We start from the raw sequence: 16,579 nt of genomic DNA on the forward strand, positions 1-16,579 counted from the left end.
TGAACTCAATATCTAGTAATACTACATGCGCCAAAAAACAGCATCAGGGAGAGCAAAATGGAGATCCGAGGGGGAATTAGCCGGCGTGGCGTGCTTGCGGGCGGAGCGGCGATCGGGCTGGGGATGATGACGGGGCAGGGCGCATTCGCCGCGCAAAGCCGCCTGTCGATCCCCTATTCGAACAAGAGCCTCGACTACTACTTCTTCGTGATCCAGGAAGAAGCGGTGAAGCGCGCCGTCAAGGAAAGCTCCGGCGAGTTCCAGGCGACCAACGCGAATTTCGACAACACGCGGCAGCTCGAGCAATGGCAGAGCTTGCTGCTTTCACGCCCGTCGGCGATCATCTCCGATCCGATCGATAGCCAGGCCATCGTCTCCGCCATCCGGCGCTACAACCAGCAATCGATCCCGGTCGGCATCATCGATACGCCGGCGGATGGCGGGAAAGTTGCCATCACCGTGAGCTTCGACAATTTCCAGGGTGGCGTCATGGCCGCCGAGGAGATCGTCAAGCGTCTGGTCAAGAAACACGGAAGCCCCAAGGGCACGGTGCTGAACTGCTATGGCGCGCTCGCTTCGGTCGCCTGGCGCCTGCGCAAGGAAGGCATGGACTCGGTCTTTGCGAAATATCCTGACATCAAATATCTGGCGCGCCCCACCGAGGGGCAGCTCGAGCAGATGCTGTCCGTGACGCTCTCCACGCTTTCCGAGCATCCCGACCTCGACGCCGTGCATGCGCCCTCCGACTCGCCTTCCCGTGGCATCGTCACCGCGCTGCAGCAGAAGGGACGCTGGAAGAAGGTGGGCGAGGACGGCCATGTCATCTTCATCAATATCGACGGCGAGCCGGTCGCGCTCAAATGGATCCAGGAAGGCTATATGGATGCCTGCGTGTCGCAGGATCCGATCGCCTATGGCGAAATCGCGGTCGAGATGATCGTGAAGCATGCCCTGAAGGGCGAGGATGTGCCGCTCGGCACTTATGAGAACAAGAAATATTTCTGGGAGAAGGGCGATCTCGTCGCCGGCAAGACCGGCCCCACCTTGATCATCCCGGCTTTCGTCATCAATGGCGACAACGCCAACGACCGGCGCCACTGGGGAGCGGTTGCCGAAAAGGACTGGGGTATCGCCTACCGATAGTTCCCGAATCTGGTTTTCCGGGGCGCAAATAGCCGCCCCGGCTCACACAATGATCTGGGAGGGGCGATATGACGGCGCATGATTTGCGTGGGTCCACAACTGCGCAAGACGAGATCCTGCGGATCGACAACGTCACGAAGAGCTATGGACCGGTCAGGGCGCTGCGCGGCGTGTCGCTCAGCATCCGCCGCGGTACGATCCATGGCCTTCTTGGCGAGAACGGTGCCGGCAAGTCCACGCTGGTCGGGATCATTTCCGGCCAGCGCTCGCCAACCTCCGGGCAAATCGTCATGGACGGCCGGCCGCTCCACCATGTCGACGTCAAGACGATGGAGCAGGCCGGTGTTTTCCTGGTGACCCAGGAGCCTATGATCATCGACAACCTGACCGCCGCCGAGAATCTGATGCTGGGCATCTGGCCGGTGAAGAACGGCTTTGTCGACTGGAAGGCCCTGCGTCAGGACGCGTTGCGAATACTCGAAGGCTCCGGCATCGACGCCAATGCGCTGGCCGGCCGCCTGGATGCCGTCGCAAGGCGCAAGCTGAATATCCTGCGGGCGATGTTTTCGGGCGGTAAGGTCATCATCCTTGATGAGCCAACGGCTGCGCTCACTGTCGCCGACAGGCGCGTGCTTTTCGACTTCATGCGTCGTTTGAAGAGCGATGGCGTCACCTTCATCTTCATCTCCCACTACAATGACGAGATCCTGGAGATCTGCGATGCGGTGTCGGTGCTTCGGGACGGTGGTCTTGCCGGCGGTTCCGAGGACGTCGCTTCCCTCTCCTCCGAGCAACTGACCGAGCTCGTGCTGGGCCGTGGACTGACCCTGTTCCAGCGGGACCGACGCGATCATTCCGGCAAGGCGCCTCACGTGTCGCTGCGCGACGTCAAGGGCCAGTACCTGTCCCTCAAGGCAATGGATATCGCGGCGGGTGAGGTCGTGGGCTTGACCGGCCTGCCGGGGGCGGGGGCGAAAGAACTGGCCCGGGCGATATTCGGTTTGCATCCGGCCAGTGGCACGATCGCCATCGATGGCACACAGCGCAGGCTGCCCCGAACCCCTCGCGCCGCTCTCGACGCGGGGATCGCCTATCTGTCGGATGACCGCCGCAAGGACGGCGCCGTCGGGAAAATGTCGATCGGGCAGAATATTGCCTTGTCCTCGCTGCCGGCGCGCGCGCGCATGGGCTACATCGATCGCGCCGCCGAAGCCGAGATCATCGACCGCTATTTCAAGGCAATGGATGTCAAGGCACCCAATCCGGACTATGCGGTCGATACACTCAGCGGCGGCAACCAGCAAAAGGTCTGCCTCGGCCGCGTGCTTGCCACCGAGCCGCGTCTGTTGATCGTCGACGAACCCACCCGAGGCATCGATGTGGGCGTCAAGCAGGACGTGCTGCGGATCATCGACGAACTCAGTGCCGCCGGTGTTTCGGTCATCATCGTCTCGACCGACACCGACGAATTGGTACGTGCCGTCGACCGCGTCTGCATCTTCGAGCACGGCCAGATCAAGGAAACCCTCACGGGAGAGGCCATCACCGTCGAACGCCTGCGTTCTTCGGTGCAGGCCTGACGCGTCCGGAGAACAGGAGAGTTTGGTATGAGCAAGGCAACTGTCAATGGTACGGTCACTCCGCCTGCCGCCAAGTTGAACCGTGACGCAATTCTGGGGTGGGTCCTCCACAATATCGTCTGGATCTGGCTGATCGCGCTGGTCGCCATTTTCGGTGCGTTCAACGACTACTTCCTGACCGTCATGAATCTTCAGAACGTGATGGTGCAGGCAACCGTCCTGGGAATGCTCGGGCTTGCCGTGGCCCTGCCGCTTCTGGTGGCGGAGATCGACCTGTCCATTCCCGCCAATGCGGGCTTTTCGGCGGCCGTGGGGGCTCTTGCCTATTCCGATCTCGGAATGCCATGGCTGATCGCCGCGCTGATGGGCCTGGCGGTCGCCACCCTGATCGGTTTTTTCAATGGCATCTGCATCACGCGCCTGAAAATGGTGTCGCTGATCGAGACCTTGTCGATGATGATCATCCTGCAAGGGGCCCTGCTCGCGCTGACACAAGGCAAGACGCTGACCAACATGTCGGACGGGTATGTCTGGATCGGGCAGGCCATGGTGGGCGGCTGGCCAATCATGCCGGTCGTGTTTGTAATGGCGCTGGTCGTGATCGCCGTCGTCCTGCACCGCACGGTGCTGGGGCGTTCGATCTATGCGGTTGGCGGCAATCCTGTCGCCTCGAATTCGGCGGGAATTCGGGTCGGCCGTGTCAAGGTCATCACCTACACGATGTCGGGGTTCCTAGCAGGCCTAGCCGGGTTCTTGCTGGCATCATGGCAGATGGCGATCACCTCGAACCAGGGATCGAGCTATCTGCTCTATGCGATCGCGGCGCCGATCATCGGCGGCGTCAGCGTCTTCGGCGGACGCGGCAATGTGCGTGGCGTGCTGGGCGGCGTCCTGCTGCTGACCGTCATCCAGGTGGGCCTCGCCATCATCAACGTTCCCTCCTTCTATGTGGGCATGATCGGCGGCGTGATGATCTTCATCGCCGTGGCTATCGATGCCTTCCGCGTCCGTTATTTCGGCTGACATTGCGCGATCACGAGCGAGCACCATGACCTTTGTCCCACATGGCAGACGCCTGATCGCAGGCGAAGGGATAGCCGCGGAGGCCACCTTCGAAAACGAGCCTCTTGCGGACACTGGAACGCCAGGCAGGCCGCTTGTTGATGAACGGCTATCCGACCGGGGTCGACGCTACGGACGCGATGGTGCATGGCCGGCCTTATCCGGCCAGCACGAATTTCGGGACCATCTCGGTCGGCGCGATGTCGATCCGCCGCTTTCTCAGACCGGTCTGCCATCAGAATGTCTGGCGCGACATCATGCCGTTGGACCTCGTCTGGAGATCTCGTTCAACAGTTCAACCTTCCTTTGAAGAAACGATACGAGGAAACGCAATGCCTGATCGCGAGCATTCGGATTCGGTGGCTGAAGTGACCCACGGCTCCCAAGGTTCTCTTGATGCCGTCGACAAACAGATCGGTAAAGACGAGTCCCTGGCGATCCTGGAACGCCTGGATCGCATCGAGCGCCATCTTGCGTTTCTTGTGGCCCGTCAGCCCGGCAGTTTTGGCGACACGGATCGCGGTGAGCGAAAATGACTTCCGGTTCGGGAAGCTGACGGCGATAGAGAATGTAGTGGTGGCGGGCCTGGTGCGGGACATACCCGTAAGGCAGCGGCGGCGCTCGAGGCCTTGAAACGGATTGGCCTGGGGCCGGTGGCCAGCGGAGCGGCCGTCGGGAGGCCAGCACAAGCGGATCGATTTTGCCCGCCCCATCGCGGCGTGCCCGCAAGTGGCTTTGCTTTAGGCTGACTGCCTAGGAGGCCTTCTCTCATCAGAATTCCTATTCATATGAATTCGAATGCCCCGGCAATGGCTTGCGAGGTGGGATTCAGGGTCGCGCTCTTCGCGCCGTCGAGGCGAAAGGTGAGGGGGGGGTGCCGATACAGGGTGGAAAGATCGATATGGAAGCTCGTGCGATCATCCCCCTTTTCCAGATCGCGAAGGCTCGGATTGCAGGCCGGGTTCAGGCGCACACAGAGCGGGATCGCCGAACGATCGAACGCCGGTGCGAAAACATCAACACCCTTTGATGGAAGTGGGGGGACTTCTGGGCCTCAGCCCGGTTTGACAGTATATTCTCATAAAAATCAGAATAATTTCCAGAAATGCTTCATAATTTATTGTAATTATTCGATTTTTCGAGTCTCAAAAATGATGTGCCAAATCTGCAACATGAAGTTGTTAAAATTCGCCATAGTGACGATAAATTGCCATATTTTGTTGTCTCGAGACCCAAAGTGCGATCACCTTAAGGAATGGTTCTTTGGAATCTTTTCGGGGGCGCAAAAACGCGCTCACGGTCTCGCAATCGATTGAAGTGCTGCAAAGCGCTTCTAATCAGAAATCGCACTATCTCGGAGGTCATCAAATGACCATAAGGTCTCTTCTCCTCGGCGCATCTGCCGGACTCGCTATAATCGGTGCCGCTCAGGCCGCTGATCTGCCCATGACCAAGGGTGAAGCCGTCGAATATGTGAAGGTCTGCACGGCCTTCGGTCCGGGCTTTTTCTATATTCCCGGCACCGATACCTGCCTGAAGATCGGCGGCGAAATTCGCGCCGATTATCGCGCTTTTGCCGGTAATGGTTTCAGCCGCAACGACGATCGTTCGGCCTTCAACACCCAGGCCCGCATCTGGTTCGATGCCCGTACGGAGACCGACTGGGGTCTGCTGCGTTCCTATTTTCAGATCAATGCCGACTCGCATCCGATCAGCAATCAGGGCCGCGGCGGCATCTATAACGACAACCGTTTCACCATCGACAAGGCCTTCATCCAGTTCGGTGGTCTGACCGCTGGTTACGCCCATTCCTTCTTCGGCTTCTACGACAACGAGTATGGCGACACCATCTGGGCGCCGTATTATGCAGAGCAGAACACAGTCAACTTGATCGCCTACACCGCTCAGTTCGGCGGTGGCTTCAGCGCCACGCTGTCGATCGAAGACGGCCGCGATCATCGCGTCGGCGGGACGAGTACGCCGGTTGATATCAACGGGACGCTCTATGGTTACCGTGAAGGTGGTCAGCAGGTTCCCGATGTCGTCGCCCAGTTGCGTTGGGATCAATCCTGGGGCTCCATCGCCGTTCAGGCGGCTGGTCATCAGTCTCGTTCGGGAACGAACTACGAGGACGATGACGGCAATGAGGTGATCGTTCGTCGCAGCAACAAGTACGGCTATGCCGTCGGTGCCACCGGCTTGATCAAGATCCCTGCGATCGACAATGGTCACTTCATCGTTGAAGGTCAGTATGCGGATGGTGCGCTCGACTATCTGGGCGCAGGCGCCACTTGGATTGCAAACTCCGATTCCTTCGTGAACAGCCGTGGTCGAATTGACCGTGGCAAGGGCTGGTCGATCACGGCGGAACTCGGCGGCAATATCACCCCGGTTCTGGGTGCCAACCTCGTCGGTTCTTACATCGATACGCAGTATGACCGCTATCTGGGCAACGGCCAATACGGCCTGAAGGAATACACGATCGCAGGTAACCTGACCTACACGATCGTCAAGGGCCTGACCGTTGCCGGTGAAGTGGCCTGGACCCACGGCAAGTTGGACAATGGCGTCATCGACGATGGCGAATTGAGCGGCCGCAGCAAGTACAATGTCTTGCAGGGCGGTGTTCGCCTCAAGCGGACTTTCTGAGTCTAGTTAGCTAGGTTCTGATTGAAGGCCCAATGTAAATTGGGCCTTCTTTGCGTCTATACTAGATGATTCTCCGTGATGAATGGTCGTGTTCATTCATGACGCTACGAGTTATGTGAGTCATTTAATGATCTAAACGTTGATTGAGTTCTGGCGTAACGGAACAATTTGTGTATCAATGGGGTTCTGGTTCGCGAGACCAGAAAATCATATCTGACTTCCAAACTTTCCTTTCGAAATGGCCCGGCTTTGTCCGGGCCATTTTTTGTTATAGGAACGCGCAACCGTGAAACATGCGGACTATTGCTCAGTACCGAAATGTGATGGCGCATGTTTGTCATCGTCGATCGGCCTTGGATGTTTGATCCCAGGTTTTGATGGAGCATCCTTTCGCTCGAAACGAGACGGTCCGTCGAGCGATATGGACTGGTCAAGCGAGCTCAAGGGCACTGGCCAAGCGCTAGGGACCGACCAAAAGACCATCGCAAGTGGAAAAAGAGATCCTTGTCGCTGGCCTGCCAGCGGGTCCGAAGGCGTCTGAATTGACGGTATTGTCGGCCTTATCAAGTGCAGTACGGACATACTGCGTCGTCCGCGAAGCGGTGGCCATTTCGCGTCGCGATATAGGTCGTCGATATGTTCAGCTGGGGTGGGAAGGAGGCGATGAAAGGTGCAGCACTCCGGCACTGTTCGCCATAAGGCGCCTGCGTTTTCACCCGATCCGCGAAGCTTATCGCCTGGCCGGGACGATCACAACGCGCCCGAGAATGGAATAGCCTTCGGCATAGGTGTGGGCCTCAGGGGCGGCTGCAAGTGGAAACGTCCTGTCCACGATCACCTTGAGATCCCCCGTTGTTGCCAACTCCAGCATCCTGGAAACTGTGAGGTAGACATCCGGCTTTTCCAATTGCGTTCCCATGAAGACGCCGAAAAGCGATTGGTTCGCCTGTAGTGCTGACCATAGATCAATACTGAGTTGCGAACCGCCGGCGTTACCCACGAATATCAGACGCCCTTCGGGCCGGAGCGCCGCCAGGGAACCTTGCAGGGTGGCTCCCACCGGGTCCAGGACGAGATCCACGCCACGACCTTGTGTCAGACGCATGACCGTATCGACGACGTCGGCCGAGCGATGATCGATCGCATGATCGAGGCCGAGCTCGACAAGGCGTTCGGCCCTCTCGAGCCCGGAGACCGTTGCAAGCACGGTCGCGCCTGCCAGATGGGCGAGCTGGATGGCGGCAAGCCCGACGCCGCCGGCGCCTGCCTGGACGAGGACAGTCTCGCCACGCTTCAAACCGCCCCGCGCGAAGAGGCAGTGATGAGCGGTCCCGAATGCGATAGGCAGGGCTGCGGCAGCGGCCACATCGAGTCCCTCCGGCACAGGCCAGGTCCGGCTGGCGACAACGGCACGCAGCTCCGCATGCGATCCGGCGAGGTCGAAGCTCGTCACCTTTTGGCCCACCTTGCGATTCTTCACGTCTTCCCCGATCGCGATAATTTCGCCGGCGGCGGCGTAGCCGACGACGAAGGCCGGGTGGGGTGGAGGCGTGGATGCGCGATTGATCAGGTCGCCGCCCTCGATAGCGGCGGCTTCGACGCGGATCAGGACGCCATCGCTTGGACAAACCGGATCGGGCACATCCGCATAGCGAAGGACGTCGGGCGGGCCGGGGTGGTCATAGATGGCTGCTTTCATGGTTCCCTCGCTGCTCCACAGCCCGCTTGGCGGGTGGTTGGCGCATAAGCCGCATCGATCCATGCCTCCGCTCGCCGGAGCGAGCATCCGGGCATAGCATTCATCGCTGACGTCACAAGGCTTCCCTGCGAGGTGGGAGTGGCGAGGCTCCAGATACGGATCGCTCTGGATTCGAAGCGAAACTCGCCATCCCGGCTCCGGATCAGCCTTTGCTCGGCACAGGCGTTTTGAGCAGTTGCTGCTCCCAGAGGAAGCCAATGCCGCTGCCGGCAGCATGCTGTACCAGCACCTCCGAAAGCTCCGCGGCATGCTCTGTACGGGCCCAGTCGCGCTGCCATTCCGAAGCCACTGCCAGCCAGGTCATCATATTCGCACCGGCCATGACCATGCGCTGGATAGCGACCTCGTGGGCCTCGACCGAAGTGCCGCCGGACGCATCAGTGACAACTGTCACGTCCCAGCCTTCGCCGAGCGCCTGGATCGTCGGCATCGCAACGCAGACCTCGGTCCACAAGCCCGCGATGATCAACTGCTTGCGGCCAGTGGCCTTGACGGCGTCGACTACCTGCCGGTCTTCCCAGGTGTTGATGAACGTCCTGTCGATCACTTCCTGGCCGGGGAAGACGTCGGTGATCTGGGGGAAGATGACACCGCCCCGGTCTGCGATCACACTCGTTAGGATGGTAGGAACGCCAAAGGCCTTGGCTGCCTTGGCCAGAGCCGTCGAATTGTTGACCACCATGTGAGGATCGTGGCTGTTCAGGTTCGCGAGCTGGTACGGCTGGTGGTCGATCAGAACGAGGACTGAATCTTCGGGCCGAAGAAGCGAGTCAAGGCCGTTACGAAAGGTCATTATTGCGTCCTTTGCTGCCGCTTTGTGCGGCATTGGTTTTGCGGGAGACATGCGCCGGCGGGCGATGTTTGCCGGCCGCAATTTGCCGTTCCTCTTCGTGATGCGGTAGTGCCATAGTCCGCCACGCCGTGTCGCGAAATGAGGAACGCCGAGTTGGACATCGAAGATCTACGGACATTCGTCGCAGTGGCCGATGCAGGGGGCGTATCGGCGGCCGCGCGCCGGCTCGGCGTCTCCAAGTCGATCGTCAGCCGGCGGCTCTTCCGGGTTGAGGCGGAGCTTGGCGTCCAGCTTCTTGCACGAACGACCCGCGGCGCGGCACTCACGGAAGCGGGAACCACGTTCAGAGACCATGCGGCCAGAGCCAGCGCTGAAATCGATACGGCCAGGGAGGCGATCCTCCCCACCGGTGAGTTGCGCGGCGGCCTGAGGGTTGCCATGCCGCTTACTTTCGGCGCCACCCATTTCGCTCCTGTGCTCGCGGAAATGGCGCGCCTGCACCCGAAGCTTCAGATCCATACTTCCTACAGCGATCGCTTCGTCGATCTCATCGCAGAGGGTTTCGATTGCGCGATCCGGGGCGCCTACCTTCAGGACTCCAACCTGATCGCGAAGCGTGTCGGGCCGATCCATGGAAAGCTTGTCGCAAGCCCGGATTATATCGAGATGCATGGATCACCCGAGACTCCGGGCGAGCTCGTCGCCCATCAGGCCCTCATGCAGGGAACCGAGGCCTGGCAGTTCATGGATGGCGACAAGATCGTCACGGTTCAGCCGCAAGGCAGGTTCAAGGCCGACAGCGCCATAGCACTTGCCGCCGCGGCAGCGGCAGGTCTCGGCATCGCCTGGCTCCCCGATTGCATCACATATGAATATGTGGCGTCCGGCGCTCTGGTTCCGATCATGACACGCTATCCGGTACCTCCGGGCGCCGCCTATGTCGTCCGCCCGCCGGGGCAGTATCCCACGCGGAAAGTACGGGTGCTCACGCAGATGCTGATCGAGTATTTCAAACGCAACCCCGATCTTTGGGGCCTTGACGGTTAGGTCCCGATGGTTCGGCCAACCGCTCCTATCGTACGATGTCGAGGGACGTCGCGGTTTCGGTCATTGTCGTGCGCCACGGCATGAGACCTGGCTGCGGATCCCTACTCAATAGAATCAGGATTTTACGAGCGCAGGTTCAAATCGGGGAGCCCCCCTGCAACCGGTTGCAATTCGTGAAACCGACTCCGATCGCCGCCTCAACTTCATCAAAAGTGAGTCGGAAACCCTATTCACATCGTCCGGTACCTGCGGATAGCTTTTGACGAAATTGCACGACAATCCCAACCCACGTAGTCTGGCAGGGTTGCGATGCGTCGTCTCACACATGGGGACATCTGTGGAATTGCGTCATTTGCGTTACTTTGTGGCAGTCGCCGAAGAGCTCAGCTTCACAGCCGCTGCCACGCGCCTAGGTGTCTCCCAACCGCCTCTGAGCACACAGATCCAGGACCTGGAATATGAACTGAAGACGCAACTCTTCGTCCGCAACAAGCGACGCGTGGAACTGACGGCGGCCGGCGTGGCTTTTCGCAACTATGCTGGGGCCATTCTCGCGCAGGTCGACGAGGCCGTGGAGAAAACCTATGCCATTGGCCGTGGCCAGGTCGGAGAGCTTGACCTTGCTACGACAGGTTCCGTGCTTCTCGGACCTCTTGCGGGATTGATTGCTCGGTTCCAGGCGGGCATGCCCCATGTCCTCGTGCGTATCCAGGAAATGCCGCCGCTCGAGCAGGAGCTCGCGCTCCATGCCCGCAAGATCGATATCAGCTTTCTGCGCGGACCAACGGGCGATCCCGCCCTTGTGACGGAGCTTGCCTGGCCCGAAAAGGTTGGCCTTGCCTTGCCCCAATCGCATCCACTGGCGGGCAATGGCGAAATCGCACTTGCCGACTTGCGGGACGAAAAATTCGTGTTCCTGCGCCTGAAAGATTCCCGATTTGCGCGATATCTCAGGGATTGCTGTGTCGAAGCGGGCTTTGCTCCCAATATTTCCCAGCAAGTGGTCGAGTCCCATTCCTTGCTGAGCTTGGTCGCAGCGGGCCTTGGCATTGCGCTTGTGCCGGAGGCGGTACGGGAATTGGCGCGCCCGGGTATCATCTACAGGCGCCTCGTCGAGCCTGCGCCGGTTGCCGATGTCATGATGCTCTATCGTGACGACCGCAGTGCCGCTGTCGATCGCTTCCTGATCGAAACGCGCGACTACTTCCGGCAGTGACGACAGGCCATTACCCGGGTCGGTTCGGCTCCTTGTTCGGCCCTCCGTCCGGCGTGCAAGAGCGGCATCGGGATTCCAGATAACATGTCGATAAATACGTTCGGAGTATAATTCTATCCGAAGGATATATTGGACGTATAAATATTCTCTCGACATAACGCGCCTGCATCTCGGGAAATCAGGGGAGGTCGCAGTGGACTCGATCGCTGGGACGGCGCAGCGCCTGTGGGAACTCGGCGGCCACGAAAACGGTGACGCGGGACGGGGAACGCCTGCGCTCTTGAACGGCGGCTATGAGATCTCAGCTGGCCATGGTTGCGTGCAGGCGGTCCTCCGAGCCGTGTCGATCCTCAAATGCATCGCGCAGGATCCCCATGGCATGACGCTGCGCGAAATTGTTCGAGGCACGAATTTGGCGCCCTCGACCGCCCATCGTCTGCTGACGACGCTGCAAAGTGAGGGTTTCGTGCAGTTCAAGCCGGAAGCATCGCGCTGGCTGGTCGGTCATGGTGCTCATCTGGTCGGCGTCGCCTTTCTTGCGCAATGATGCTGGCCGCCTGCCTGACGTCGCGCGCTGATATGATCGAGGGTTGCGTGGAGCGATACTTCTGCATTCCACGATGTGAAAACACCCGGCCAATCATTGGCTTTTGTGCTCTAACTTGCTGGCAAGCAGTCGCTTCCTTGCACGATGGTGCTTCTGATGCGGTTCGCTCGCGGAAGTTCGGCAAGGCCATTCACAGGCCTTCTGCCCCGAACGGTTGAGGCGGGGCGGGTTTGATCGGGGGAATCCCGCGAGCCGAAGCAAGGAGGGTGGTGTCATGAAGCTGGACGTCATTGGACTGGGATCATGGGAGCGCCCATGGCGGGCCATCTGATCGAGGGCGGGCACGAGCTTCATCGGAGTACCGGCAGGAAGGTTCCCCAACGCCTGGTCGAGCTTGGCGCTGCTGGCTGTGAGCTGGCCGAGAAGGCCGGCATCGTTTTCATCGTGGCGCCGAGCCGGATCGCCGGTAAGATCGTTGCCGACATGAGTTCGATTTCATCGCTCGCAATCTCGGAAGATGGTCGACTGGTCACCGAGGCTTTCGTGTCGGCTTGCGTCCGGAAAGAAACGCAGCAGCCGCGCGAAAAAATCGACTCCGATGCCTACCGGAGCGGACAAATCCCGCTGCGATCAGATTGTTCGAACAGCCCTGCCTGCCTTCAGAGTTTCCCGAGTTTCCGACACTTCCCGCCTATCGGCTTATCCAGACAGTAGGGATCGCGCATGAGCGACGAGATTAAGGACACCAATCCGGCCGAAACCCGAGAGTGGCTCGAGTCGCTTGACGGCGTCATCGAGGTCGAGGGCCCGGACCGAGCCCATTTTCTGCTCGACCAGGTCATGGCAGGCGCCCGCCGACGCGGGACACCGGTGCCCTATTCGGCCAACACGCCCTATCTCAACACCATCCCGGCCGACAAGCAGCCCGCCCATCCCGGTGACCGGGCCATCGAGCACCACATTCGCTCGATCATCCGCTGGAACGCGATGGCGATCGTGCTGCGCGCCAACAAGACCTCGTCCGAGCTCGGCGGCCATATCGCCAGCTTCCAGTCGTCGGCGCTGCTCTACGACACCGGCTACATGCATTTCTGGCACGCGCCGACCAAGGATCACGGCGGCGACCTCATCTATGTGCAGGGCCATGTCTCGCCCGGCATCTATGCCCGCTCCTTCGTGGAGGGGCGCCTCAGCGAGGAGCAGCTGCTTGCCTTCCGCCAGGAGGTCGACGGCAAGGGGCTGTCGTCCTATCCCCACCCCTGGCTGATGCCCGACTACTGGCAGTTCCCCACGGTCTCCATGGGGCTGGGGCCGCTGATGGCGATCTATCAGGCGCGCTTCCTGAAATATCTCCATAATCGCGGCTTTGCCGACACCGCTCCGCGCAAGGTCTGGGCCTTCCTCGGCGACGGCGAGATGGACGAACCGGAATCGACCGGCGCCATCTCCCTCGCCGCGCGCGAAAAACTCGACAACCTCATCTTCGTCATCAACTGCAACCTGCAGCGCCTCGACGGGCCGGTGCGCGGCAACGGCAAGGTGATCCAGGAGCTGGAGGCCCAGTTCAAGGGCGCCGGCTGGAACGTGATCAAGGTGATCTGGGGCTCGGGCTGGGACGATCTTCTCGCCCGGGATAGCAGCGGCGCCCTGCTCAAGATCATGAGCGAGACGGTCGACGGCGAATATCAGGACTACAAGTCCAAGAACGGCGCCTATGTCCGCGAGCATTTCTTCGGCAAGTCGCCGGAAACCGCCGCCATGGTCAAGGACTGGACGGACGAGCAGATCTGGGCGCTGGTGCGCGGCGGCCACGACCCCCTCAAGGTCTATGCCGCCTACAAGGCTGCCAGCGAGCACAAGGGCCAGCCGACGCTGATCCTGGCCAAGACCGTCAAGGGCTATGGCATGGGCGAGGCGGGTGAAGGCCAGAACATCACCCATCAGCAAAAGAAGATGGGCGAGCATTCCCTCAAGGAGTTCCGCGACCGTTTCGGCCTCACCGAGATCACCGACGAGAAGCTCGCCGAGATCCCCTTCATCCGCTTCGAGGAGGGCAGCAAGGAGCTTGCCTATCTCAGCCAGCGCCGCGCCGCGCTCGGCGGTTCGCTGCCCTCGCGCCGGGCAAAATCGACGGCGCTGGAAGTGCCGCCGCTCTCGGCCTTCGATGCACAGCTCAAATCCACCGAAGGCCGCGAGATCTCGACCACCATGGCCTTCGTGCGCGTGCTCAACACGCTGCTGCGCGACAAGCAGATCGGCAAGCGCGTCGTGCCCATCGTGCCAGACGAGAGCCGCACCTTCGGCATGGAGGGCATGTTCCGGCAATTCGGCATCTTCAGCCAGGTCGGCCAGCTCTACCGGCCCGAGGATGCCAATCAGCTGATGTTCTACAAGGAGGACAAATCGGGCCAGCTCCTGCAGGAGGGCATCAACGAGGCCGGTGCGATGTCGTCGTGGATCGCGGCCGCAACGTCCTATTCGACCTCGGACGCGCCGATGATCCCCTTCTACATCTATTACTCGATGTTCGGCTTCCAGCGCATCGGGGACCTGGCCTGGGCGGCCGGCGACATGCGGGCCCGCGGCTTCCTGGTGGGCGGCACCGCCGGGCGCACCACGCTGAACGGCGAGGGCCTGCAGCATGAGGACGGCCATTCGCACCTGATCTCGGGCACGATCCCCAACTGCCTCTCCTATGATCCGACATTCGCCTATGAGGTCGCCGTCATCGTCCAGGACGGCTTGCGGCGCATGTATGCCGAGCAGGAAGACGTCTTCTACTACCTCACCGTGATGAACGAGAACTACGAGCACCCGGCCATGCCTGCCGGCGCCGAGGAGGGCATCGTCAAGGGGATGTACCTGTTCAGGCAGGCTCAGAAGCAGACGACCCTGCGCGTCCAGCTCCTGGGCTCGGGCACGATCCTGCGGGAGGTCATTGCTGCGGCCGAGCTGCTTGCCGCCGATTTCGGCGTCGAAGCCGACATCTGGAGCTGCCCGAGCTTCACCGAGCTGCGCCGCGAGGCCGTCGCGGTCGAGCGCTGGAACCTGCTCAATCCCGAGGCGGCGCCGAGGAAGAGCTATGTCGAGACCTGTCTGGGAGGCCGGCAGGGCCCGGTGATCGCCGCCACCGACTATATGCGCCTTTACGCCGACCAGATCCGCACCTGGGTACCGGGCCGCTACCGCGTCCTGGGTACGGACGGCTTCGGCCGCTCGGATTATCGCCGCCGCCTGCGGCATTTCTTCGAGGTCGACCGGCACTGGGTCGCAGTCGCCGCGCTCAAGAGCCTGGCCGAGGAGGGGGCGGTGAAGCCGGCGCTCGTCGCCGAGGCCATCCGCAAATATGGGCTCGATCCGTCCAAGGCCAATCCCGCCACCGTCTGAACCGGTCGCGCCCCGGGACCTGGCAGCCGCACAGGTGGCCGTCAGGTCCCGGCGCACCGCACACCATTTTGCCGATCCATCACGCGCCATCAGCCCAAACGTGCCAACCGTCTTCAGGAGGAACTCCCGTGCCCACCGAGATCAAAGTTCCAGATATCGGCGACTTCAAGGACGTCCCTGTCATCGAAATCCTCGTCAATGTGGGCGACAAGGTGAATGTCGACGACCCGCTGGTGTCGCTCGAATCCGACAAGGCGACCATGGAGGTCCCCTCGACCGCAGCCGGCATCGTCGAGCAGATCCTGGTCAAGCTCGGCGACAAGGTCAGCGAGGGCGCGCCTCTGGTCGTGGTCCAGGCCGGGGAAGGCGGCATGGCCCAGCCGCCGTCCCTCGTCGAACAGCAGGAGCCGGCCCCGGCCGCTGCGCCTGCGCCCGCAGCGGCGGCTACGGCGTCCGCTCCCGCACCCACCCGCGGCGCCATCGCCGATTTCTCCGGCGTGCATGCCAGCCCGTCGGTGCGCCGCCTGGCGCGCGAGCTCTCGGTGGACCTCAACCAGCTCAAGGGCACCGGCGAGAAAGGGCGCATCACCCTCGAGGATGTGCGCGCCTTCCTCAAGGGACCGGCTCCGGCCGCTTCGGCACCGGCTGCGGCGGGTGCGGGCATTCCCGAAATTCCCGCCGTCGATTTCTCCAAGTTCGGCCCGATCGAGACCAAGCCGCTCTCTCGCATCAAGCGGCTCTCCGGCCCCCATCTGCACCGGGCCTGGCTCAACGTGCCTCACGTCACCCACAATGACGAGGCTGACATCACCGACATCGAGGCCTACCGCAAGGAGCTGGATGCCGCAGCCAAGGAGAAGGGCTTCCGCGTCACCCTGCTCGCCTTCCTGATCAAGGCCTCGGTTTCGGCCCTGCGTGCCTTCCCGGAATTCAACGCCTCGCTCTCGCCGGAAAAGGACGCCCTGATCTACAAGAAGTTCTACAATATCGGCATCGCCGTCGACACGCCCGACGGCCTCGTCGTTCCAGTGATCAAGGATGCCGACCGCAAGGGCATCCACGAGATCAGCAGGGAGATGGGCGACATCTCCAAGAAGGCGCGCGACGGCAAGCTCGGTCCCGCCGACATGAGCGGCGGCACCTTCTCGATCTCCTCGCTGGGCGGGATCGGCGGCACCGCCTTCACCCCGATCGTGAATGCGCCCGAGGTGGCCATCCTGGGCGTGGTGCGCTCGAAGATGGCGCCGGTCTGGGATGGCACCGAGTTCAAGCCGCGCCTGATGCTGCCGGTTTCCCTTTCCTATGATCACCGGGTGATCGACGGGGCGCTCGCGGCCCGCTTCGCCCGGCATTTGTGCACCTCGCTCGAGGATGTTCGGCGGCTGATCCTCTGACC

General features: G+C 61.3%; 12 protein-coding genes and 1 pseudogene. 11 read left to right on the forward strand and 2 right to left on the reverse strand.

The genetic code is table 11. The features are described from left to right. Positions 1-57: 57 nt before the first annotated feature. From ACIGJE_RS26260 to ACIGJE_RS26280, 5 genes and pseudogenes are all read left to right on the forward strand, one after another. A complete protein-coding gene (locus ACIGJE_RS26260) occupies positions 58-1,143 on the forward strand; it encodes a sugar ABC transporter substrate-binding protein (RefSeq protein WP_415085392.1) in 1,086 nt (361 codons plus the stop codon). A gap of 68 nt (positions 1,144-1,211) precedes the next feature. Continuing rightward, positions 1,212-2,723, forward strand: a complete 1,512-nt coding sequence (locus ACIGJE_RS26265) for a sugar ABC transporter ATP-binding protein (RefSeq protein ID WP_483680824.1) — start codon at positions 1,212-1,214, stop codon at positions 2,721-2,723. Between the two features lie 27 nt (positions 2,724-2,750). Continuing rightward, the gene (locus tag ACIGJE_RS26270; RefSeq protein WP_311940278.1) at positions 2,751-3,746 is read left to right on the forward strand and encodes an ABC transporter permease; all 996 of its coding nucleotides are present in this window, start codon (positions 2,751-2,753) and stop codon (positions 3,744-3,746) included. Between the two features lie 101 nt (positions 3,747-3,847). After that, positions 3,848-4,057 (forward strand): annotated as a pseudogene (locus ACIGJE_RS26275) (aldehyde dehydrogenase (NADP(+))); the annotation flags it as partial. A gap of 1,174 nt (positions 4,058-5,231) precedes the next feature. Beyond that, positions 5,232-6,434 carry a porin gene (locus ACIGJE_RS26280; RefSeq protein WP_415085396.1) on the forward strand — a complete coding sequence of 401 codons (1,203 nt, stop codon included), beginning with the start codon at positions 5,232-5,234 and terminating at the stop codon, positions 6,432-6,434. Between the two features lie 730 nt (positions 6,435-7,164). On the opposite strand, the gene ACIGJE_RS26285 is transcribed toward ACIGJE_RS26280, so the two are convergent. Beyond that, positions 7,165-8,133 (reverse strand): quinone oxidoreductase family protein, encoded by a 969-nt coding sequence (locus ACIGJE_RS26285; RefSeq protein WP_483680826.1) that lies wholly within the window; start codon positions 8,131-8,133, stop codon positions 7,165-7,167. Positions 8,134-8,335: 202 nt separating this feature from the next. Continuing rightward, complete coding sequence (locus ACIGJE_RS26290; RefSeq protein WP_483680828.1) at positions 8,336-8,986, reverse strand: hydrolase; 651 nt, start codon at positions 8,984-8,986, stop codon at positions 8,336-8,338. A 153-nt stretch (positions 8,987-9,139) separates the two neighbouring features. On the opposite strand from ACIGJE_RS26290, the gene ACIGJE_RS26295 reads away from it, so the two are divergent. From ACIGJE_RS26295 to aceF, 6 genes are all read left to right on the forward strand, one after another. Further along, the gene (locus tag ACIGJE_RS26295) at positions 9,140-10,033 is read left to right on the forward strand and encodes a LysR family transcriptional regulator (protein WP_415085402.1); all 894 of its coding nucleotides are present in this window, start codon (positions 9,140-9,142) and stop codon (positions 10,031-10,033) included. Between the two features lie 337 nt (positions 10,034-10,370). Then, a complete protein-coding gene (locus ACIGJE_RS26300; RefSeq protein WP_415085425.1) occupies positions 10,371-11,249 on the forward strand; it encodes a LysR family transcriptional regulator in 879 nt (292 codons plus the stop codon). Positions 11,250-11,442: 193 nt separating this feature from the next. Next, the gene (locus tag ACIGJE_RS26305) at positions 11,443-11,796 is read left to right on the forward strand and encodes a helix-turn-helix domain-containing protein (protein ID WP_415085404.1); all 354 of its coding nucleotides are present in this window, start codon (positions 11,443-11,445) and stop codon (positions 11,794-11,796) included. Positions 11,797-12,111: 315 nt separating this feature from the next. Continuing rightward, positions 12,112-12,510 carry an NAD(P)-binding domain-containing protein gene (locus ACIGJE_RS26310; protein ID WP_394314963.1) on the forward strand — a complete coding sequence of 133 codons (399 nt, stop codon included), beginning with the start codon at positions 12,112-12,114 and terminating at the stop codon, positions 12,508-12,510. A 9-nt stretch (positions 12,511-12,519) separates the two neighbouring features. Then, a complete protein-coding gene (gene aceE, locus ACIGJE_RS26315; RefSeq protein ID WP_311940292.1) occupies positions 12,520-15,183 on the forward strand; it encodes a pyruvate dehydrogenase (acetyl-transferring), homodimeric type in 2,664 nt (887 codons plus the stop codon). A 128-nt stretch (positions 15,184-15,311) separates the two neighbouring features. Next, a complete protein-coding gene (aceF, locus tag ACIGJE_RS26320; RefSeq protein WP_415085406.1) occupies positions 15,312-16,577 on the forward strand; it encodes a dihydrolipoyllysine-residue acetyltransferase in 1,266 nt (421 codons plus the stop codon). The last annotated feature ends 2 nt before the right edge of the window (positions 16,578-16,579 follow it).

The sequence above is a fragment of the Labrys sp. E2SS-1L genome (genome assembly GCF_057073705.1).

What these genes read in the sequence shown, in the direction of transcription:
- ACIGJE_RS26265 (WP_483680824.1), top strand. Translation starts at nt 1,212, where the DNA reads ATGACGGCGCATGATTTGCGTGGGTCCACAACTGCGCAAGACGAGATC.
- aceE (WP_311940292.1), top strand. Translation starts at nt 12,520, where the DNA reads ATGAGCGACGAGATTAAGGACACCAATCCGGCCGAAACCCGAGAGTGG.
- ACIGJE_RS26280 (WP_415085396.1), top strand. Translation starts at nt 5,232, where the DNA reads ATGACCAAGGGTGAAGCCGTCGAATATGTGAAGGTCTGCACGGCCTTC.
- ACIGJE_RS26260 (WP_415085392.1), top strand. Translation starts at nt 58, where the DNA reads ATGGAGATCCGAGGGGGAATTAGCCGGCGTGGCGTGCTTGCGGGCGGA.
- ACIGJE_RS26270 (WP_311940278.1), top strand. Translation starts at nt 2,751, where the DNA reads ATGAGCAAGGCAACTGTCAATGGTACGGTCACTCCGCCTGCCGCCAAG.
- ACIGJE_RS26310 (WP_394314963.1), top strand. Translation starts at nt 12,112, where the DNA reads ATGGCGGGCCATCTGATCGAGGGCGGGCACGAGCTTCATCGGAGTACC.
- ACIGJE_RS26285 (WP_483680826.1), bottom strand. Translation starts at nt 8,133, where the DNA reads ATGAAAGCAGCCATCTATGACCACCCCGGCCCGCCCGACGTCCTTCGC.
- ACIGJE_RS26290 (WP_483680828.1), bottom strand. Translation starts at nt 8,986, where the DNA reads ATGACCTTTCGTAACGGCCTTGACTCGCTTCTTCGGCCCGAAGATTCA.